Origin of the sequence: Bacteroides sp. NGMCC 1.200775 (genome assembly GCF_040798045.1) — a bacterium.
Lineage (GTDB): Bacteria > Bacteroidota > Bacteroidia > Bacteroidales > Bacteroidaceae > Bacteroides > Bacteroides hominis.
The window spans coordinates 88733-111016 of the sequence record NZ_JASCQK010000005.1; the positions used below are offsets into that span (position 1 = coordinate 88733).

At 40.7% G+C, this 22284-nt stretch carries 18 protein-coding genes; 11 read left to right on the forward strand and 7 right to left on the reverse strand.

Annotation, left to right across the window (positions count from 1 at the left end; translation table 11 throughout):
* The first annotated feature begins 3 nt into the window (after positions 1 to 3).
* Both QK890_RS14165 and QK890_RS14170 read left to right on the forward strand, forming a co-directional pair.
* Positions 4 to 429, forward strand: coding sequence for a DUF4405 domain-containing protein (locus QK890_RS14165; protein WP_032540934.1), 426 nt, complete (start codon positions 4 to 6; stop codon positions 427 to 429).
* 397 nt (positions 430 to 826) lie between these two features.
* Entirely contained in the window at positions 827 to 1411 is a 585-nt protein-coding gene (locus tag QK890_RS14170) for a non-canonical purine NTP diphosphatase (protein WP_032540935.1), read from the forward strand.
* Positions 1412 to 1937: 526 nt separating this feature from the next.
* Here the strand turns inward: QK890_RS14170 and nadA are convergent.
* Positions 1938 to 2930: a quinolinate synthase NadA gene (gene nadA, locus QK890_RS14175; RefSeq protein WP_032540937.1), complete on the reverse strand. Its 993-nt coding sequence runs from the start codon at positions 2928 to 2930 to the stop codon at positions 1938 to 1940.
* Between the two features lie 456 nt (positions 2931 to 3386).
* Here nadA and QK890_RS14180 point away from each other — a divergent pair, with 456 nt between their 5' ends.
* Positions 3387 to 3914, forward strand: coding sequence for an RNA methyltransferase (locus QK890_RS14180; RefSeq protein WP_005782842.1), 528 nt, complete (start codon positions 3387 to 3389; stop codon positions 3912 to 3914).
* A 76-nt stretch (positions 3915 to 3990) separates the two neighbouring features.
* Here the strand turns inward: QK890_RS14180 and QK890_RS14185 are convergent, their stop codons facing one another.
* The gene (locus QK890_RS14185) at positions 3991 to 4590 is read right to left on the reverse strand and encodes a DUF4294 domain-containing protein (RefSeq protein WP_022011333.1); all 600 of its coding nucleotides are present in this window, start codon (positions 4588 to 4590) and stop codon (positions 3991 to 3993) included.
* 119 nt (positions 4591 to 4709) lie between these two features.
* On the opposite strand from QK890_RS14185, the gene QK890_RS14190 reads away from it, so the two are divergent.
* From QK890_RS14190 to QK890_RS14205, 4 genes are read left to right on the forward strand one after another with little or no spacing between them, the layout of a single operon-like run.
* Positions 4710 to 6737, forward strand: coding sequence for a helix-hairpin-helix domain-containing protein (locus QK890_RS14190; RefSeq protein WP_367627418.1), 2028 nt, complete (start codon positions 4710 to 4712; stop codon positions 6735 to 6737).
* A 49-nt stretch (positions 6738 to 6786) separates the two neighbouring features.
* On the forward strand, positions 6787 to 7560 hold the full coding sequence (locus tag QK890_RS14195) for a radical SAM protein (RefSeq protein ID WP_032540940.1): 774 nt from the start codon (positions 6787 to 6789) through the stop codon (positions 7558 to 7560).
* A 42-nt stretch (positions 7561 to 7602) separates the two neighbouring features.
* Positions 7603 to 8109: a flavin reductase family protein gene (locus QK890_RS14200; protein ID WP_367627419.1), complete on the forward strand. Its 507-nt coding sequence runs from the start codon at positions 7603 to 7605 to the stop codon at positions 8107 to 8109.
* Between the two features lie 20 nt (positions 8110 to 8129).
* Positions 8130 to 9740, forward strand: a complete 1611-nt coding sequence (locus QK890_RS14205) for an arylsulfatase (protein ID WP_032540941.1) — start codon at positions 8130 to 8132, stop codon at positions 9738 to 9740.
* 192 nt (positions 9741 to 9932) lie between these two features.
* On the opposite strand, the gene QK890_RS14210 is transcribed toward QK890_RS14205, so the two are convergent.
* From QK890_RS14210 to QK890_RS14220, 3 genes are all read right to left on the reverse strand, one after another.
* Complete coding sequence (locus QK890_RS14210) at positions 9933 to 10559, reverse strand: PepSY domain-containing protein (protein WP_005782830.1); 627 nt, start codon at positions 10557 to 10559, stop codon at positions 9933 to 9935.
* A complete protein-coding gene (locus QK890_RS14215; RefSeq protein WP_032540942.1) occupies positions 10560 to 12974 on the reverse strand; it encodes a TonB-dependent receptor in 2415 nt (804 codons plus the stop codon).
* A 197-nt stretch (positions 12975 to 13171) separates the two neighbouring features.
* Entirely contained in the window at positions 13172 to 14854 is a 1683-nt protein-coding gene (locus QK890_RS14220; RefSeq protein ID WP_005782825.1) for a SulP family inorganic anion transporter, read from the reverse strand.
* Positions 14855 to 15115: 261 nt separating this feature from the next.
* Here QK890_RS14220 and rbr point away from each other — a divergent pair, with 261 nt between their 5' ends.
* Positions 15116 to 15694, forward strand: coding sequence for a rubrerythrin (gene rbr, locus QK890_RS14225; protein WP_005782823.1), 579 nt, complete (start codon positions 15116 to 15118; stop codon positions 15692 to 15694).
* Between the two features lie 84 nt (positions 15695 to 15778).
* Here the strand turns inward: rbr and nadB are convergent, their stop codons facing one another.
* The gene (gene nadB / locus QK890_RS14230; RefSeq protein WP_367627420.1) at positions 15779 to 17350 is read right to left on the reverse strand and encodes an L-aspartate oxidase; all 1572 of its coding nucleotides are present in this window, start codon (positions 17348 to 17350) and stop codon (positions 15779 to 15781) included.
* A 107-nt stretch (positions 17351 to 17457) separates the two neighbouring features.
* Between nadB and QK890_RS14235 the strand changes: the two genes are divergently transcribed.
* The 3 genes from QK890_RS14235 (at position 17458) to dacB (ending at position 20719) form a co-directional block, all read left to right on the forward strand.
* A complete protein-coding gene (locus QK890_RS14235) occupies positions 17458 to 17856 on the forward strand; it encodes a PH domain-containing protein (protein WP_005782818.1) in 399 nt (132 codons plus the stop codon).
* Between the two features lie 6 nt (positions 17857 to 17862).
* The gene (gene lpdA / locus QK890_RS14240; protein WP_005812454.1) at positions 17863 to 19206 is read left to right on the forward strand and encodes a dihydrolipoyl dehydrogenase; all 1344 of its coding nucleotides are present in this window, start codon (positions 17863 to 17865) and stop codon (positions 19204 to 19206) included.
* A gap of 103 nt (positions 19207 to 19309) precedes the next feature.
* Entirely contained in the window at positions 19310 to 20719 is a 1410-nt protein-coding gene (dacB, locus tag QK890_RS14245) for a D-alanyl-D-alanine carboxypeptidase/D-alanyl-D-alanine-endopeptidase (protein ID WP_122143238.1), read from the forward strand.
* A 56-nt stretch (positions 20720 to 20775) separates the two neighbouring features.
* On the opposite strand, the gene QK890_RS14250 is transcribed toward dacB, so the two are convergent.
* Positions 20776 to 22275, reverse strand: a complete 1500-nt coding sequence (locus tag QK890_RS14250) for an acetyl-CoA hydrolase/transferase family protein (protein WP_005782811.1) — start codon at positions 22273 to 22275, stop codon at positions 20776 to 20778.
* Positions 22276 to 22284 lie beyond the last annotated feature (9 nt).

Here is a 22284-nt window from a genome sequence, read left to right on the forward strand (position 1 = left end):
AAGATGAAACGGATATATATAATAGACTGGATATTAATACCTTTATTTATCCTTACCTCATACACAGGGATAGGACTGCATATTGCCGCACATGAAAACGACCATGAAATATGGCACAATTGGGCGGTATTTCATGTGATAGCAAGTTTATTGTTCCTGATAACCGTCATATTCCATATAATAACTCATTGGAATTGGTATAAAGGAATTGTAAACAAAGGAATAGGACAGAAAAGTAGAGTTACATTATGGTTATCCGCAACATTTACACTTGTTGTTCTTACAGGTATTATATTGTTCAACGTAGATGGGGCAAACTCTTCAATAGGGTTATGCCACTATAAAATTGGAATTTTAATGAACGTACTTTCTATTGGACACATATTCAAGCGAATTCCCATTTTACGAAAATATTTGAAGAAAAAATAAATTCAAACTCAATTATATTTATTTAAATATCGTTTTAATTTTCATAGTGGGCATATCGAATCTTTCAAATATTCTTCCACTGCTGAAAAAAATCAGAAGTATTCAGTCCGATTAAATTCATCACTGTATCCTTATCTTCCACATTTATTGTCAGGCTGGTGTACACATCAGCAGATATCTATGAAGAATTGAATAACCTAAATTAAGAAGTCAATATTTGTACATTCAGAGAATTGTTATACTTTTGTATCCAGAAAGAGTTATTTAACAGTATAGCACCGCAAATCGCTGAAAATCGAACCATTGCTAACTTGTTATCTCTGTTTCTCAAGAACCTCACTAATTATTCTCAATCGGTTAAGTCAAGTCGATTAAAATCTAAAATAAATAACAGACAATGAAACGTAAACTTGTTTTTGCCACTAATAATGCACATAAACTGGAAGAAGTATCATCCATATTAGCAGATAAAGTTGAACTGCTCAGCCTTGACGATATAAACTGCCATACAGATATTCCCGAAACAGCGGACACTCTGGAAGGTAATGCGTATCTGAAATCATCCTTTATTTACCAAAACTATGGATTGGACTGTTTTGGTGATGACACCGGATTGGAAGTTGAAGCATTGGGAGGGGCTCCCGGTGTATATTCGGCTCGCTTTGCCGGAGGAGAAGGACATAATGCAGAAGCCAACATATTGAAACTCATGCAGGAGCTGGAAGGAAAAGAAAACCGCAGAGCACAGTTTCGTACTGCCATTTCGCTTATTCTGGACGGAAAAGAGTATCTTTTTGAAGGAGTGATAAAAGGCGAAATAATCAAGGAAAAAAGAGGTAATTCAGGCTTTGGATATGATCCTGTATTCATCCCCGAAGGATATGACCGGACTTTTGCAGAACTGGGAAATGAAATAAAAAATCAAATCAGTCATCGTGCTTTAGCCGTAAACAAATTATGCGAATTTCTCCGCTCCATCTGATTGATAAAAACGGATAGATAAATGAATCCTCCGGAGGAATGTAATTTTCCTCCGGAGGATTCATTTATCTATCTCCTGCTAAAAGAGATTATAGTATAACACAACAGCGTGTATATAACGAACTCTTTTTGCACTTTATCCAGTCCAAAACTTTAAATCTCCATTATCAAAACATCCGGATGTTATTAGTTATAACATCCGGATGTTTTGATATATAACATGGGGATCTTTTCATATAAAACATCCCCATGTTTTTGCGTTATAATTCTAACTTTAGTTCTTTTAATACCATTACTTCTCTATCATTCTTTACCAACTTTTTCATCCCTTCTTTAAAGAATAGCTTCCGATTGAATGAACCTGCTCTATCAAATTACCTATATTCTATTATTAACAGAGATTTCAACTATCCCTGTTAATAACAAAGAGCCGTATTATACCTTTATATATAAGTATAATACAACTCTTTCATATCATAGATCTATCAATTATTAACCGTAAAGTTAACTATTTATTCACAGCCTGTTTATAAACCCAGTTTCTCTGAAATTTCCAACATTCGTTTAATCGGTTTCACTGCTTCTTTAGCAACTTCCGGGTCAACAGTTACTTCAGGGAATTCATATTTAAGGCAATTATAGAGCTTTTCCAGCGTGTTCAGCCGCATGAAGTTACATTCATTGCATCCGCAGGTACTATCGTTAGGAGGGGCAGGAATGAATGTTTTTTGCGGGCACTTCTTTTGCATTTCATGTATGATGCCTGCTTCGGTAGCTACAATAAACCGTTGCTTGTCACTGTTCACTGCATATTTTAATAAGGCAGCCGTAGACCCCACTACATCGGCCAGTTTCAATACTACACTTTTACACTCAGGATGTGCCAGTACTACGGCATCGGGATATTGAGCTTTTAACTCCACTATTTTCTCCACCGAGAATTGTTCATGCACATGACAAGCTCCGTCCCATAACAGCATTTCACGTCCTGTGATCGAGTTTATATAATTCCCCAGATTACGGTCCGGTCCGAAAATAATTTTTTCATCTTTCGGGAAACTTTCCACAATCTGTTTTGCGTTAGTCGAAGTAACCACCACATCCGTCACTGCTTTGACTGCTGCCGTTGTATTTACGTACGAAATCACCGTATATCCCGGATGTTCCTTCACAAACTCAGCAAACTTGTCCGCCGGACAGCTGTCTGCCAACGAACATCCTGCATTCAAGTCGGGCACCAGTACCTTCTTGTCCGGACAAAGCACCTTTGCGGTTTCTCCCATGAAATGAACGCCACACATCACAAGAATATCCGCATCGGTTTTGGCTGCAATTTGAGCCAAAGCCAAACTGTCTCCAATGTAGTCGGCAATATCTTGTATTTCGCCTTTCTGGTAATAGTGTCCCAAGATTACCGCATTCTTTTCTTTTTTCAGTTCATTGATGGCTGCTTTCAGATCAATGCTTTTGTCTACGGGTTCGTCAACGAATCCCTTATTCACCCATTCTTCTCGATTCATTATATTCTTATTTTTTCTCTTCTTTTAAAAAGAAATCCTTTGTTAGTGATTATAGCCTGTTAATAGTGTTAGCAAATAAATCGGCTTTTTCTTGCCGGATAAGTTATTAGTTACTTATCTAAGTTTATAATCAGTTTATGAACGTGTCTATTTATTGATAATAAGCTATATTGCTAACTTCATTAACACCTTGTTGATAAAGTGCAAAGTTAAAAACTTTATGGATATAAACAGGCTAATTAGTACTGAAAAATCTGTTGAAGTATGCTTGGAAAGTTGAAGCTAACTTTTTTGTATTGTTCATATCCCGTTGCTCTTATACCTTCATTTGAATAATGCAAGAATTAGTTTTCAAAATATATGCTGATTCTTTTGACAGGTTTTAAACCGTTATCAACACCTATGTTAACAAGAAAAGAATTACTTTTGCAACATACTAACAGAAACAACATCATCATGCGAAAATTGAAAATAACCGAGCTGAACCGGATAAGTATAGAAGAGTTTAAAGAAGCTGATAAATTGCCTTTAGTTGTAGTGTTGGACGATATACGGAGTTTGCATAATATCGGTTCTGTGTTTCGTACGGCAGATGCTTTCCGGATTGAATGTATTTATCTGTGTGGAATTACGGCTACTCCTCCCCATCCCGAGATGCATAAGACAGCTTTGGGAGCCGAGTTTACAGTGGATTGGAAGTATGTTAATAACGCAGTTGAAACGGTTGATAACCTCCGGAGTGAAGGATATGTGGTATACTCTGTCGAACAGGCGGAAGGGAGTATCATGTTGGATGAGTTAACACTGGACCGTTCGAAGAAATATGCTGTAGTTATGGGAAATGAAGTAAAAGGAGTGCAGCAGGAGGTTATTGACCATTCGGATGGTTGCATTGAAATTCCTCAATATGGTACAAAGCATTCATTGAACGTGTCGGTAACAGCGGGAATTGTTATCTGGGACTTATTTAAGAAGTTGAAATAGGATATTGGTAGGCTGTTGATAAACAATTTATAGTTGGTTTCGAAGCTATTAATTGCTTGGTTATTAAGCAGCGGATTTACAATTGTCCGCTTTCCACTAATACTATCACGCGTTCAGTCAGCTTATCTTCTCCTTCGGGGTCATATTGTTTTTTTAAACTGGCTCCGAAAAGAGCAGCAAATGTCTGATAGAAGCCTGCTTTAAAAGGCCCCATGAATGCTTTTACCAGTTCATAAGAACTCTGATGACTTTGGCGGTCTACCAACTTTATCAACAGCTTGCCTTGTGCAAAAGAGAGTTTTTTCATTCGTGGAGTATATTGTTCCTTCAACCCTTTTTCTACTCGTTTAATATGGCGTTGCCGGGCTTTTTCATTGGGTAAAGTTTGTAAGTATTCGTAAGTTTCAATGATAGTCTGGTTAATTTCTCTGGCAATGGGATATACCTTTTTTACGTTTCTCACTAATTTGTAATATTCCATCTGCTCTTTCTTATTCCTGAATTTTAAAGGCTTGAATATGTGGATGGTCGGAATCTGAAAGGCAGGTATTGTATCACCGTTATAAACACACATAGGTACCAGATATCCACCGAGATTTGTTTTTTCCTGTGCCTGTGATGCAGAAGAAAACAATAAGGCGATGGATAACATCAGTAGTCCTATGATAAGCCTCATATTCATTTTGCAAAAATAAGGGAATAAATTTATATTTATGATTTTCCTTGCAGCATTAACCTATTTAAATTATCTTCGACAATTCGTTTACTATTTAGAACACAATAATCACACATGAAATGAATAGATATATATCTATATTCTGTGTATTTCTACTTGTTAATATAGCGTTGATAACTTCTACTTGCCATGCTCAGAATAATTCGGATTATCCTTGGGAGGACATAATGGAAAACCTGTCAATAGCCGATGAAGAAGGGAATACGCGCAATTGGGAGAATGAATTGGAGGAATTAACCGATCTTGTTAACAACCCTGTTAATATAAACTCTGCCACCAAAGAGCAGCTACAGCGGTTTCCTTTTCTTAATGATGTTCAGATTGAGAATTTACTTGCGTACATTTATATTCACGGATCGATGCAGACTGTCTATGAACTTCAGTTAGTGGAGGAGTTGGATCGGCAGACTATTCAATATCTGCTTCCTTTTGTCTGTGTAGAGCCTGTTGATAAGAAAGAGTCTGTTACGTTAAAGCAGATTTTAAAATATGGAAAACATGAAGTGGTGACTCGTATGGATGTGCCTTTGTATAGGCGTAAGGGATATGAGAAAAATTACCTGGGTCCTGCTGTTTATAACTCGGTGAAATACGGATTTCACTATCGGGAAAAAGTTTATGCAGGCATAGTTGCCGAGAAAGATAGCGGCGAACCTTTCGGAGCTTTACATAATAAGCAGGGATACGATTACTACTCTTTCTATCTACTCCTTCATGATATAGGAATACTGAAAACGGGAATTGTAGGAAACTATCGGTTGAATTTCGGTCAGGGACTGGTACTCGGACAAGGTTCTATGTTTGGAAAAACAGCTTATTCTTCGTCTTTCACTTTCAGAAATACAGGGATACGCAGACATGCTTCTACCGATGAATATAATTATTTCCGTGGGAGTGCCATAGCTTTAAAATGGAAACAATGGACACTTTCTGTATTTTATTCACATCGTTCGTTGGATGGAGTGATAAAAGACGGTGAAATTACCTCGATTTATAAAACAGGTTTACATCGAAGCAAAAAGGAAGCTGATAAAATGAATCAATTGGTTATGCAGATGGGCGGAGGAAATATCAGCTATACCGGGAATAGTTATCAACTGGGTATAACCGGTGTTTACTACTGTTTTAACAGGTCTTATGAACCGGAACTTAAAGACTATTCAAAATACAATCTGCATGGTCGTTCTTTTTATAATCTGGGTATGGATTATAAATATCGTTTTCATCGTTTTTCTATACAAGGAGAAGCTGCTTTGGGGATCAGTGGTATGGCTTTTATGAATCAGGTACTTTATTCTCCTTTACAAGATATACGGTTGATGTTGGTTCACCGTTATTATTCACATGATTATTGGGCTATGTTTGCTCATTCATTTAGTGAAGGAAGTAGTGTTCAGAATGAAAACGGATGGTATTTAGCTGCTTCTGTAAGTCCTTTTAGTCGCTGGACGTTTTTCATTTCTGCCGATCTGTTTTCTTTTCCTTGGTGGAGGTACCGGATAAGTAAGGCTTCGAAAGGAGTGGATCTGTTCTTTCAGGCAGATTACGTTCCGTCGAAAACGGTTGATATGTATGTGAATTACCGTTATAAACGGAAAGAGCGTGATGTGACCGCTACGAAGGGAAAGGTGATTCTGCCTACCTATCATCACCGGCTGCGTTATCGTTTGAACTATTTACCCTGTTCTTCGTTATCTTTCCGGACAACGGTAGATTATAACCATTTTCATTCATCCGGGAAAACGGCGGGGAAAGGTTATCAACTGACGCAAAAGGCCGGATGGAAACTTTCCCGGTTGCCTCTGACAACAGAATTGCAAGGTAGTTATTTCCATACAGACGATTATGATTCACGTATTTATATCTACGAGAAAGGGTTGCTGTATTCTTTTTATACTCCATCTTTTCAGGGAGAAGGTATTCGCTTGGCTATTCATTTTCGCTATGATATGAACAAGCATTGGACAGCAATTGCCAAGCTCGGACAAACTACGTATTTTGATCGTGATGAAATAGGTTCCGGCAACGACCTGATCAGGGGAAATAAAAAAACGGATATACAAATGCAGCTGCGTCTAAAGTTTTAGTAATTTTGTAGAAATTCAAAACAGTTTCTAAGATTAAACAGAATTAAGTATGACTATTATTTTTCCTTCTCCCATATTCGGACCGGTTCATTCACGTCGCTTAGGGGTCTCACTTGGAATAAATTTACTTCCTTCCGACGGAAAAGTATGTTCTTTCGATTGCATTTATTGTGAATGTGGTTACAATGGCGAACATCGTCCTAAATCTTCATTACCGACCCGCGAAGAAGTCCGTATGGCTCTGGAAGATAAACTTAAAGAAATGAAGAGCAATGGTCCGGCTCCTGATGTATTGACCTTTGCCGGAAACGGTGAACCGACTGCACATCCTCACTTTCCGGAAATAATTGAAGACACGCTTGCTTTGCGTGATGCATATTTTCCGGAAGCAAAAGTAAGTGTACTCAGCAATGCTACTTTTATCAATCGTCCGGCTGTATTTAATGCATTGAACCGGGTGGATAATAATATTTTGAAGTTGGACACGGTGGATGAAGAGTATATCCGGACTGTAGATCGTCCGAACGGACGATACGATCTGAATGGAACAGTCGGACTTTTAAAAGCTTTTAAAGGCAATTGTATCGTGCAGACTATGTTTATGAAAGGAAAATATAAGGGGAAAGATGTGGATAATACTTCTGACAAGTATGTACTTCCCTGGCTGGAAGTTGTGAAAGATATCGCCCCGAGACAGGTAATGATTTATACGATCGATCGGGAAACTCCCGATCAGGACTTGCAGAAAGCCACTCCCGAGGAGTTAGATCGGATTGTGGCTCTTCTTACGAAAGAGGGACTTTCGGCCTCTGCTTCTTATTGAGAATTATTTTTAATATGTCATTTATAAACAGATTTTAATAGGATGAAATCAATTGCTATCAACGAACTTACTGATAATTTCTTTGAGTCCATCAGTAAAGAATGGATGCTGGTAACTGCCGGTAATAAAGATGCGTTTAATACCATGACCGCCAATTGGGGAGGTATTGGTTTTTTGTGGAATAAACCGGTGGTTTATGTTTTTATTCGTCCGGAAAGATATACGTTTGATTTTATACAAAATAACGATTATTTTACTCTTTCTTTTTTAGGACAGGAGAATAAGGCCATACATAAAATATGCGGTTCTAAGTCGGGACGTGAAGTAGATAAGATAAAAGAAACCGGATTAAAGCCAATTATTACGGATAAAGGTAATATTCTGTTTGAACAGGGAAGGCTTAATATGGAATGTCGGAAAATGTACACAGATGTGCTGAAGAAAGATAATTTTCTGGATCCGTCTGTCTATGAACAGTGGTATACTACCCATGGAGGTCTGCATCATGTCTATGTGGCAGAGATTACAGGAGTGTGGATAAAAGAGTAAATTTTAAATCATTTGAACCTATGAAAAACAATTATCTGATATGTTCCCTGCTGTTTACCACGGGTATGCAGAATGCTTGGGGAGCCCAAGCGACAAACCATAAAACAAATCCGGATAAGACGAAACCCAATATTATTCTGATTTTGTGTGATGATATGGGATTTTCTGATTTATCGTGTTACGGGGGAGAAGTGCATACGCCCAATATTGATTTCTTGGCGGAAAACGGAATACGTTTCAGCCAGTTTAAGAACACAGGGCGCAGTTGTCCCAGCAGAGCTGCTTTGTTGACAGGCAGATACCAACATGAAGTAGGTATGGGTTGGATGACTGCTGTAGATGAACATCGTCCCGGATATAGAGGTCAAATATCAGAGCAATATCCTACTATCGCAGAAGTGTTTCGGGAAAACGGATATCATACTTATATGAGTGGTAAATGGCATGTTACCGTTGACGGTGCATTCTCCAAGCCGAATGGAAGCTATCCGGTTGAGCGGGGATTCGAAAAATACTATGGTTGTCTTTCTGGAGGTGGAAGTTATTATACTCCGAAACCCGTATATTCCGGGTTACAGCATATTGCAGAGTTTCCAGAAGACTATTATTATACCACAGCCATTACCGACTCTGCCGTTAGTTTTATCCGTCAGCATCCGGTTGATGAGCCTATGTTTATGTATTTGGCCCACTATGCCCCTCATTTACCTTTGCAGGCTCCTAAAGAAAGAGTGGACGCTTGCCGTGAAAGATATAAAGTGGGATATGATGTGTTGCGTAAACAGCGTTTCGAGCGCATCCGGAAAAATGGTTTAACGGATTCCGAAAAACAGCTGCCGATATTTGAGAGGGAATTCAGAGGAAAACGGCCGGCCTGGGATAGTCTTACTCCGCAGCAACAGGAACGTTGGATTACGGAGATGGCTACTTATGCCGCTATGATTGAAATTATGGATGATGGTATTGGAGAAGTAATAAAGACCACTAAAGAGAAAGGTATATTTGATAATACCGTATTTTTATTCTTAAGTGATAATGGAGCCACCAATGAAGGTGATCTGATCACACAGCTGCGGGCTGATTTGAGTAATACTCCTTTCCGCAGTTACAAACAATGGTGTTTTCAGGGAGGTACCAGTTCACCTTTGATTGTAATGTATGGAGGCGGGCAACCTGATGGGAAGAAAGGAGTGGTTTGTCATGAATTCACTCACATTATCGATCTTTTTCCCACTTGTCTGGATATAGCTTCTGTGAAATATCCCCGGGAGTTTAGGAATCATTCGATTAATGCTCCGGAAGGTAGAACCATTTTTCCGGCATTAAAAGGAAAGAAGCTACCGAAAAGAGATTTGTTTTTCGAACATCAGACATCTTGTGGAATCATATCCGGGGACTGGAAGTTAGTCAGGGCCAATGGTAAGCAACCCTGGGAGTTGTTCCATTTATTGCAGGATCCGTTTGAACAAAACGATTTGTCTGCCAATTATCCGGAAAAAGTAAAAACACTGGAGAAAAAATGGGATGAATGGGCAGAGAAGCAACACGTATTTCCATTTGAATACAGGCCATGGACAGAACGTATCAATTATTATAAATCGCTGTATCCCGATCAGTCCGGGAAAGATTAAATACTTGAGTAAAGTAAGTAAGAGGAGTTGTATCAAAACTCTTTCACCATAGATTACACAGATTATCATAGACTAAGAATATTACTTTAGATTTACTCTAAAGTTACTCTGTGTCCTCTGTGGTGAGTTTCGATACATCCTCTTATATTTTCTTATCCGGAAAAGTACCTTTCCTTTATTGAAGGAAGGAAGTTAAACCAGATTTTTTCTTTTCAAATACATCCAATATCCTGTGATAGGTAATGAAGTTCCTATCAAAGCAGCAATAAAGGTGATGATTTTTGAAAACATTCCTGCATAGGTTCCGAAATGTAAGGCACGTACTACTTTCCAGACGGGAGCCCCCCGTTTTACTTCCACATCAAAGATAAAACTTACTACATCTCTGTACCATTGAAAGGACCACATTAATCCGGTCAGTGCACATACCAGCAAGATAAGTGCTCCATAGAATCCCAGTACGGAGTGTAGATCGAACATGAATCTCCGTTTTCCTCTTTGGTGTTCTATTGTCAGCCGGCTTTTTTTCCATTTGCGTGGCCAGTAAACTGTAAGCCCGCTGATCAATATAAAGATGAAAAAAAGAGTGGAGATGCCTACTATCATTTTGCCTGTCGTCCGGGTATCATCCATAAGCCACCGATGCAGCTTCATCACTATCATTAACGGACTTTCGCGGATAGATTCATATCCCATCATTGCCAGGAGTTCCTCTTTGAATACGAGGATGGCACCTGTAAAGCAAATAATACTGATCAGAATCCCTGCCGGAAGGGAGAGCCAAAGATGAATATAACGGCAATATCTTTTTATCTTCATTTAAAAACGGTAAGAGATTATTGCTGAGAAATTACGTGGATCGATCTGGTTGATGTATCCTCCACGATAGTAAGAATTATATCCTAATGCGTCGAACAAATTGTTCAGGTATACACGGGCAGTAAACTTGTGGATACTATAGGCCAACTGGGCGTTTATTGTAGTATAACCGGGCATGTCAAAAGGCTTTTCGTTGGTCATGGAACCGTGTCCGTCCGGTTTGATTGCAAAATCATTCACAGGACGTTTACCTACGAAATAGACTCCTATACCGGCTGATAGTCTTTTTAATACTCCTTTGTCAAATCGGTATTGAATCCATCCGTTAGCAGTATGTTTAGGGGTATTCATCGGGGCTGAACCATTTTTAAAGGCCGGGCTGTTTTCGTATTTTGCATCCAGATAAGCGTAACCCATCATTACTTGGAGGTTTTCAAGTATACTTCCGCTTAATTCGGTTTCGATACCTTTTCTTTTCAGGCTTCCCGCTTTATCAAAATAACCGGTAGGTTGCGTAGTTCCCGGATGATAAGTACTATAAGAGAGGTTTTTAGTAAGGATATCGAAATATGTCAGATTAAAGCGCAGGCGGTTATTCAGCCAGTCAGACTTGATGCCTACCTCAAATTGGCGGGTATTCGACGGACCTATTTCGTCTCCGTTCTCCATTCGTCTGGCCGCATGAAGGAGGCTGGTAGTGGTTGTATATGAACCGAACAAATTGATGTTCTTTATAGGAGTCAACATGATGCCCAACATCGGATTCCAGGCATCTCCGGTAGTGGGACCTGCACTTGTATCGTCCTGGCTGCTGATATAACTGTACCTCAGTCCCAGAATAGCTTTTATATACTTATTAAAAGTCATTACCTCCTGTGCCATTATTCCATAACTTGAAGAATTGGATTTTACCGGGGTCTCGGGAACAAATTTAACCGCGACAGGTAGCACATTCGAGATACTCGGGGCCAGTACGTTGATAGTGTCTATATTGACAGGGGTATAATTGGTGATCGACAGATCGGTGTTTTTGTAGTCGAATCCCAATTGGAATGTATGTTTAACAGGGCCGGTGAAAATATCTCTGCCGATGAAGTCAAGCTGGAAAGTTGAGTTGCGGTCATCGCGTAATGAACGTGAAATCGTTCTTCTACGCATGTTATATTCTTTATTGACTACGGTTTTTACGGAAGTACTTGTATTATCCACTTTATATGAAGAGCCGAAGTATGCTGCCCGCACACTGATATTATCTGTCAGCTGGCGGGTGATGCGTGCGGCATAAGTCAGCGTCTTGTTGTTTACATTATCGTTTTTGAATCCCAGGAATTTGTTGTGTGGCATGTCGTAGAGATTCTCTTCCGTATCTTTCGATAGATTGACTGAACTGGTATAAGGAGTACGGTTATCATTCAGATAATCCATTTCTATGGTAATGCTTGTTTTGTCGTCCGGACGCCATTCTAATGAAGGGTTGATATATACGCGATTGGAATGGATGACCGGGCGATAATTATCCGAACGTTCGAAGGCACCGTTCATACGGAAAGCGATCGTCTGATTTTTATCCAGAACGGACTGTACGTCGAATGTGGGACGGAACAATCCCCAGCTGCCTGCACGCAAAGATATTTCTCCTTCATTGGTGAACTTGGGTGTTTTGGTTACTACGTTGATTACTCCGCCTGCACTTCCGAGATCGTTTCCGATACCTTGTGTGACGGCTGCAGAACCCTTGATAACCTGTACACTTTCTACTCCCTGCATTTCGGATAAAGCAGATCCGGTACGGAAATCGGAATCTATCCGGACTCCATTCTTTAAAATGGGTACTCCCCGGTATCCGCGGATGGACATACTTTCTCTTACTCCGCCATACGATCCGAAAAGAGTAACTCCGGGTACATTTTTTGTAACATCGATTACGGTGAGTGCTCCCTGTTCGGCAATCGATTTTTCTGAGATTACAGAAATACTCTGTATCTGTTCACTGGGGCGTAATGGCATGCGGGTGATGGCATCCAGTTTTTTCGGTTGTTTATATCGTTCTCCGAATACTTCTACTGTCGATAATAAGTTTTCGTCAGGTAAGAGGGTGAAAGAGAGTTGTGCCACATTCCTTGAAGTGAGATCAACAGTACGCGTCTGAGTGACATATCCCACAAAACTGATATTTATCTTGTAAACCTTATGAGCCAGATTGCGCAAAATAAAACGGCCTTCACTATTGGTTGTTGTTCCGATGGTGGTTCCTTCTATCTGGACAGTGGCCGAAGCCAATGGTGTATCTGTTTCATCGTAGACTACTCCACGGATGGTGGGTACTCTATCGGCGGACTCTGATTCTGTGGCAAAAAGTAACGATGGGAATATTAGTAAAACTAATACAAGCAGGGCACTATACATTTGCTTCATACATTTAACGGCATTAAATTAATATTAAAAATTAGCGAGCCGCAAAGGTATGTGTACATGAAAGAGTCTACAATACCTATAAAAAGGTATAATGCAACACAAAATCCATAGAATTGGTGATTATTAAAAATAAGGAAAGCGGATGAAAGTGACCTCCGTCCACTTCCACCCGCCTGTTGTGTGCAGATAGTATCAGATTATAAATTCATAATTTCTTTGGCTCTGTCCAGTGCTACATTAATGTTCGGACAGATGTTTTGTTTTCCCAGTAATTCATAGAAGCCGGATTTCTCGAGCGTGTTGTGCACTTTTTCATTTACTCCCGAGAGCACAATGGTGATCTTTTCTTTTTGAGACATTTTGCAGAGGCTGGTCAGGTTATGAATACCGGTTGAATCGATAAATGGAACTTTACGCATACGTATGACGCGTACTTTGGGACGGTCGCCCAGTTGTGCCATTGTCTCTTCAAATTTGGTTGCGATGCCGAAAAAGTACGGACCATTAATCTCATATACCTCCACTCCCGCAGGTATTATCAGATGTTCTTCGCGCACCGCGATGTCCAGTTCGTCATTCGGATCTATTTCGTCTTTGATGACAGATATTTCGGTAGTTTCCATTACACGGCGCATGAACAAGATACATGCAATCACCAGGCCTACTTCGATGGCGATAGTCAGGTCGAAGATGATGGTGAGGAAAAAAGTGATAAGCAGTACTGTTACATCCGATTTGGGATTTTTCAGTAATGCCTTGAAAGTGCGCCATTCGCTCATGTTATAAGATACGATAACCAATACTCCTGCCAGACATGCCATTGGGATGTACTGTGCCAAAGGCATCAGGAAAAGGAGGATCAGCAATAAAACTACAGCATGGATTATACCGGCCACCGGTGTTTTACCGCCATTATTGATGTTTGTCATTGTACGGGCGATGGCTCCGGTAGCAGGAATACCGCCAAATAACGGTGTGATAAGGTTGGCTGTTCCCTGGGCAATCAGTTCGGTGTTTGAATCGTGCTTATCGCCCGTTACACCATCGGCTACGGTTGCTGACAATAACGATTCGATTGCTCCCAAAACGGCAATGGTAATAGCTACCGGGAACAAGTCCTTGATGGCCTCCCAATTGAGTGCAGGCATGGTCGCGTCAGGTAATTCGGATTTGATTGTAAAACGGTCGCCAATGGTATCGATGGTGTCAATACCGGCGTATGTTTTCAATAAATATACTACTGCCGTTACTACAATGATGGCAATAAGGGAACCCGGAATTTTCTTTGAGAACCGGGGGGTAATGGCAATAATGATGATACTGGCAATACTCACAATAGTGTTCCACCAATTGATTGTATCGAAATGGCGGAAATAAATCATCCATTTTCCGATAAAGTCTCCCGGTACTTTCTCTCCACCAAAGTTTAATCCGAAAATATCAGCAATCTGTGTTGTGAAAATGGTGACGGCTATACCGCTGGTAAAACCTACAATAATCGGGTAAGGAATAAATTTAATAATTGCGCCCAATTTAAAAACTCCCAATAAGATAAGGAGTATGCCGGCCATCAGGGTAGCTACAATCAATCCTGCTTCTCCGTATTGCTGGATGATGCCATAAATGATGACAATGAATGCTCCGGTAGGTCCTCCGATCTGTACTTTGCTTCCTCCGAGCAACGAGATGATGAACCCCGCAATGATAGCCGTGATAATTCCCTTTTCGGGTGATACGCCTGATGCGATACCAAATGCGATGGCCAGAGGCAAGGCTACGATACCTACAATGATACCTGCCATCAAATCGGCCATAAACGTTTCTTTAGAGTAGTTCTTCAAGGCTGAGAATAACCTTGGTTTGAAATCAAACACTTTCATTTCTTTCTTTACTTATATATAATGTGATAAATGTCGTTATAATCCTTGTTTTGCAAAGTCGAGGTTGCAAAATTACATAAAATAAATGGTAATAAGATGTTTTTGAACATCTTATTTATTTTTGATCAGTTTTGTCTATATTGCAATAGATATTATTAATGAATAAAATTCCGGGTTTTGTGAACTAAATCCTTATATTTGCGTTGTTAATAAAGGCAAGTAACCGACAAACGTAATTACCAATCTAAAATATATCAGATTATGACTAAAAGTATTAAAGGCACTCAGACAGAAAAGAATTTGCTGACATCATTTGCAGGTGAATCACAGGCAAGAATGCGTTACACTTATTTTGCAAGCGTGGCTAAAAAAGAAGGTTACGAACAGATTGCAGCTATCTTTACAGAGACTGCCGATCAGGAAAAAGAACATGCAAAACGTATGTTTAAGTTCCTTGAAGGGGGTATGGTTGAAATCACTGCAAGTTATCCTGCTGGTGTTATCGGCAACACTCTTCAGAATCTGCAGGCTGCCGCAGCCGGTGAACACGAAGAATGGTCTATGGATTATCCTCATTTTGCAGATGTTGCAGAGCAGGAAGGTTTCCCGATGATCGCCGCTATGTATCGTAATATCTCTATTGCGGAAAAAGGTCATGAAGAAAGATACCTTGCTTTCGTGAAGAACATTGAAGTTGCATCTGTATTTGCCAAAGAAGGAGAAGTTATATGGCAGTGCCGTAACTGTGGTTATATCGAAGCAGGTAAGGAAGCTCCTGAGGTATGTCCTGCATGTCTGCACCCACAAGCATATTTCGAAATTAAGAAAGAAAATTATTAATAGAATCAGACTGTATTTTGGAGAAAGGTGGAGCTGTTTAATTATGGCCCCACCTTTTTTCTATGCATTAATAATACTGTTTCTTTATTTACCGGCGTGTGGATAGTCAACCGTGTAGTGCAGACCACGGCTTTCTTTACGTTCCATAGCCATGCGCATAATCAGATAACCCACATTAATCATATTGCGCAGTTCACATATTTCTTTAGATGCCACGCTGCGTTTGAACAGGCTTTCGGTCTCTTCGTATAGGATATCCAGGCGATCCCAAGCGCGTTTCAACCGGAGATCGCTACGGACAATACCAACATAAGTGCTCATAATCTGATTTACTTCTTTCATACTTTGAGTAATAAGTACCATTTCTTCCGGTGAGCGGGTACCTTCATCATTCCATTCCGGAATCTTTTCGTTATAAGAATATTGGTCAATCACCGATAAACAATGTTTGGCGGCGGCATCTGCGTAAACCACTGCTTCTATCAACGAGTTTGAGGCTAACCGGTTGCCTCCATGTAAACCTGTACACGAACATTCGCCGGCAGCGTACAAACGTTCAATAGAGGATTGGGCGTTCAAGTCTACCTTAATACCTCCACACAGGTAGTGTGCAGATGGTGCCACGGGAATATATTCTTTGGTAATGTCGATTCCTAAGCTGAGGCATTTCTCGTATATGTTAGGAAAATGTTTTTTGGTTTCTTCAGGATCTTTGTGTGTTACGTCCAGATAAACATGGTCGTCCCCACGATTTTTCATTTCATTGTCAATGGCACGTGCCACGATATCACGGGGTGCCAAAGATAAACGTGGATCATATTTTTGCATGAATTCTTTTCCGTCCATTGTGCGGAGCACACCGCCATATCCACGCATTGCTTCCGTAATAAGGAAAGAAGGACGGTCGCCCGGATGGTAAAGAGCTGTCGGATGGAATTGTACGAACTCCATGTCTTTTACGGTTCCTTTAGCCCGGTATACCATGGCGATACCGTCTCCGGTCGCTACAAGCGGATTAGTAGTGGTCTGGTAAACAGCCCCCACTCCACCTGTTGCCATTAGTGTCACTTTGGCCAGATATGTATCCACTTTACCTGTTCGGGGATCGAGTATATAAGCTCCGTAGCATTTTATGTCCGGTGTCTGGCGGGTGACAGTTACTCCTAAATGGTGCTGTGTCAGGATTTCTATGGCAAAATGATTTTCAATTACCGTAATATTGGGATGTTGTTGTACAGCTTGAATCAGACTGTCCTGAATTTCAGCGCCGGTATTATCTTTATGGTGTAAAATACGAAATTCCGAATGGCCGCCTTCCCGGTGTAGATCGAACTCCCCTTTTTCATTTTTGTCGAAGTTTACACCCCAGCTGATCAGTTCTTGTATTTGTGCAGGAGCCTCACGCACGACTTTCTCTACAGCAGTACGGTCGCTGATCCAGTCACCGGCAATCATTGTGTCTTCAATATGTTTCTCGAAATTGTCTACCAGCAGATTGGTCACTGAGGCCACTCCTCCTTGGGCAAAATAAGTGTTTGCTTCTTCCAGCCCACTTTTGCAAACAAGGGCAACTTTTCCTTTATGTGCCACTTTTAGGGCAAAACTCATTCCGGCGATACCGGAACCGATTACGAGGAAATCGAACTTTTTAACCATAAGTTTTAGTGTTTATCACCGCAAAGCTACAAAATAAGTTTTTTCGTTGTGCTTTTCGTTGCCATTAATTCATAATTTTACTAACTTTCCGCCAAAAATCTGACAAAATGAACCGTATTTTTCATGCTCGCATTGTCTGGTACCAGTATTTTCTGCTGGTTGTATTGGGCATTAATGCTTTTGGTTTCTTATGGTGTAAGAATATTATATTGGCTACTTTGATGATGTTGTTTCTGATTGTTATCATCGAACAGATCATACATACAGTTTATACCGTTACCACTGACGGTTTGCTGATACTTAACTATGGGCGGTTTATCCGTAAGAAAACTATTCCCATAGCAGAAATTACTTCAGTCCGCAAAGTGCATTCTATGAAATTCGGAAGTTTTGCAGTGACAAACTATTTATTGATAGAATATGGAAATGGAAAATATGCTTCTGTACTTCCGGTGAAAGAAAAGGAATTTATAGAATTGATTGAAAAAACAAGAAACTTAATTTAGTAAGCTATGAAATACCAGGTTATTATTATCGGCGGGGGACCTGCCGGTTACACTGCTGCCGAAGCTGCTGGCAAAGCAGGTTTAAGCGTGTTGCTTTTTGAGAAACAGAATTTAGGAGGAGTTTGTTTAAACGAAGGGTGTATACCTACAAAAACATTGCTCTATTCGGCAAAGACATATGATGGGGCTAAACATGCTTCAAAGTATGCTGTAACAGTTTCTGAGGCTTCGTTTGATCTTTCGAAGATCATTGCTCGTAAGTCGAAGGTAGTACGCAAGTTGGTTTTGGGGGTTAAATCAAAATTAACGTCTAATAATGTTACTATCATAAATGGAGAAGCAACAATCTTGGACAAAAACAAAATCTGCTGTGGCGAAGAAATCTATGAATGTGATAACTTAATTCTTTGCACAGGATCCGAGACTTTCATTCCTCCTATTTCCGGAATCGATACGGTAAATTATTGGACACATCGGGAAGCATTAGACAATAAGGAATTGCCCGCTTCGCTTGCTATCGTAGGTGGTGGAGTGATTGGTATGGAGTTTGCATCATTCTTCAACAGTCTGGGTGTGAAAGTGACCGTCATTGAAATGATGGACGAGATCTTGGGAGGCATGGATAAAGAGCTTTCTGCTCTGTTGCGTGCTGACTATGCCAAACGGGGCATTACATTTCTGTTGAGTACTAAAGTTGTTTCGTTGGCACAATCAGAGGAGGGAGTCTTAGTTTCTTATGAGAATGCAGATGGTGCCGGAAATGTGACTGCGGAGAAATTGTTAATGAGTGTAGGTCGCCGTCCGGTAACAAAAGGTTTCGGACTTGAGAACCTGAACCTTCAACGGACAGAGCGCGGAAGTATTTTAGTAAACGGGCAGATGGAAAGTTCATTGCCCGGAGTATATGTATGTGGGGATTTAACCGGATTTTCTTTATTGGCACATACGGCAGTTCGTGAAGCGGAAGTAGCCGTACATGCAATTCTCGGTAAAACAGATACAATGAGTTATCGTGCTATTCCCGGTGTAGTGTATACCAATCCTGAAATAGCCGGAGTCGGGCAAACAGAAGAGTCGCTTATTGCGAAAGGTATTGCTTATCGTGCTGTAAAGCTTCCTATGGCATATTCTGGACGTTTTGTTGCCGAAAATGAAGGGGTAAACGGTGTATGTAAAGTATTGCTTGGAGATGATGATACGATTTTGGGAGCACATGTTTTAGGCAATCCGGCTTCTGAAATTATCACATTAGCAGGTATGGCCATAGAAATGAAACTAAAAGCGGCCGAATGGAAGAAGATTGTTTTTCCCCATCCTACTGTTGCCGAAATATTCCGTGAAGCATTGTAAGAGTTACAAGTTGTAAACTACGGGTTATAAGTATCATGCGTATAATGGCGCAATTACTCGTAACCCGTAATTTATGACTTGTCATTCGTTGTTTATAAGCATTATGAAGAAACTGAATTTATTTATTTTATTCTCTTTTTGTTTTTCAATTATTATCCGGGGGCAGGTAGATTTCGCCGCAATTGATTCACTTATTAAGAAGGAATTGCCCCAAGGTTCCGAAGTTGGTATTTCCGTGTATGATCTGACTGCAAAGAAATCACTCTATACATACCGTGATGCCAAGCTTTCGCGTCCGGCATCTACCATGAAACTATTAACTACTATAACTGCGCTTGCCCGGCCGGATGCAGATGAACCTTTCCGGACCGAAGTGTGGTATAAAGGTATTATAGAACATGATACGCTCCGCGGAGACATTTATGTGATTGGCGGATTCGACCCGGAGTTTGACGATGAAGGTATGAATGCATTGGTGGAGGAAGTGATAACTTTTCCTTTTTCAGTATTGAAAGGGAGAATCTATGGAGATATATCGATGAAAGATTCTCTTTATTGGGGAAGCGGTTGGGCATGGGATGATACTCCCTATTCTTTTCAGCCTTATTTGTCGCCATTGATGTATCATAAAGGTGTAGTGAAAGTAACGGCTGTACCGGGAACGATACGTGGTGACTCGGCGCGCCTGAGTTTTGAACCATCGTCCTCTTATTATACTGTGATCAATGAAACTGAGACACGCACTCCTTCTGCCGGTAAGTTTTCTGTTTCGAGAGGATGGTTAGAGAATAAAAATAATCTTATTGTCAGTGGAAATGTAGAGAATAGAAGAATTGGTGATGTGAATGTGTATTCTTCGCAGGACTTCTTTCTGCATACCTTTGCCGAACGTTTACGTAATAGAGGGATAGAGATTTCGGAGCAGTATGCTTTCGACAGCTTTCAGCCCGACAGTCTTTCTACCCGCATGGCACGTTGGGAATGTCCCGTTCAGAAAGTAGTAGACCAGATTATGAAAGAAAGTGATAACTTGAGTGCGGAAGCATTACTTTGCCGTTTAGGAGCACAAGCTACAGGCAAAAAGCAAGTTTCGGCTAAAGACGGGATCGATGAGATCCATCGGCTGATTAAAGATTTGGGGCATGATCCGGACAATTATAAAATAGCTGATGGTTGTGGATTGTCAAATTACGATTACCTCTCTCCTGCCCTGTTGGTTGATTTTTTGAAGTTTGCTTATTCGAGAACGGATATTTTTCGGAAGCTCTATAAAGCTCTTCCGGTTGCAGGTATTGATGGAACACTTAAGAATCGTATGAAAAAAGGGTCGGCATTTAAGAATGTACATGCCAAAACGGGATCTTATACTGCCATTAACACATTAGCCGGTTACCTAAAGATGGCTAACGGTCATCAGGTGGCCTTTGCCATTATGAACCAAAATGTATTGTCGGCAGCCAAAGCAAGGAATTTTCAAAATAAAGTATGCGAAATACTGGTAAATTGTAAATGATGAACGATGAACACTTTGCAGAAGTCACAGTCGGTTCATCGTTCATCGTTTATCGTTTATTTTTCGTATTCTGCCCAGTTCACGTTTTTCATATCTCCGCTTTTAGCCAGTTCGGCATGCATTCCCAAAGCGGCTTGAATGGCGTGAGGAGTCTGTGACTTATTACCGGCCAGTTTCAGATAATCCCATAAGATTTGTTTGTAATCTGGGTGTGCACAGTTTTCGATGATTGCCTGTGCTCTTTCCTTCGGACTTTTGCCACGCAAATCGGCTACTCCCTGTTCGGTTATAACGATATTAACGGAGTGCTCACTGTGATCCAGATGAGAAACCATCGGAACGATGGAACTGATTTTGCCTTCTTTAGCCACTGACGGACAAGTAAAGATGGAAATATAAGCATTGCGTGTAAAATCGCCCGAGCCGCCGATACCGTTCATCATCTTGGTTCCACCGATATGGGTAGAGTTTACGTTACCATAAATATCTGCTTCAATGGCGGTATTGATAGAGATGATTCCTAAACGGCGGACTACTTCCGGACTGTTAGAGATTTCAGACGGACGGAGAATCAGTTTATCACGGAAGAAGTCCATGTCGTCATAAATGCCTTGCAGACAGTCATTGGTTACGGTCAGTGAGCAGGCACTTCCGAATTTTACACGACCTTCACGGATTAATCCGATCACAGAGTTTTGGATAACTTCGGTATACATTTCGAAAGCAGGGATTGTTTTATCGCGTCCCAATGCTCCTAAAACTGCGTTGGCGATGTTACCTACTCCCGATTGTAACGGAAGGAATGTGGAAGGAATAATGCCACGTTTCATGTCGGCAGCCAGGAAGTCGGCCACATTCTGACCAATCTTATCAGTAATAGGATCGGCAGCCGCAAATGAACGGGCTTCATCCGGCCAGTTTGTTTCTACGATACCTACAATCTTTTTCGGGTCGACTTGTATATAAGGTAGTCCGACGCGGTCACTCGGTTTGTAGATTGGAATTTCACGACGGTAAGGCGGGTCGAGCGGTTCGTACACGTCATGCATTCCCATCATATTTTTGCTATGTGCACTGTTCAACTCAATGATGATCTGATCGGCCAGTCGGCAGACGGTTGGTGCAATTCCACCGGCAGCTGTCAGATAGATTTTTCCATCCGGAGTCACTTCACAAGCTTCGATGATAGCTACATTCACTTTTCCCATGAATCCGTAGCGCACTTCTTGTGCCATTTGTGAAAGGTGAATGTCATTATAGGCAATCTCACCGTTATTCACTGCTTTACGGAAATCGGGATTGGTTGTGTAAGGGGCACGATAACGGATAGCCTTTACACGTGATAATATGCCATCACATGAGTCGCCGGTAGAAGCTCCGGTAAAGATGCCGATCTGGAAAGGGTTTCCTTTTGCATGTTCCGCTTCCGCTATTTTCGCTATTTCGGAAGTGACAGCTTTGGCCGTTCCTGCGGGGGTAAAACCGCTGAGGCCGATGTTATAGCCATGTTTTACAAGGCTGGCAGCTTCTGCTGCAGAAATGGATTTGAATGCCATAATTATAGT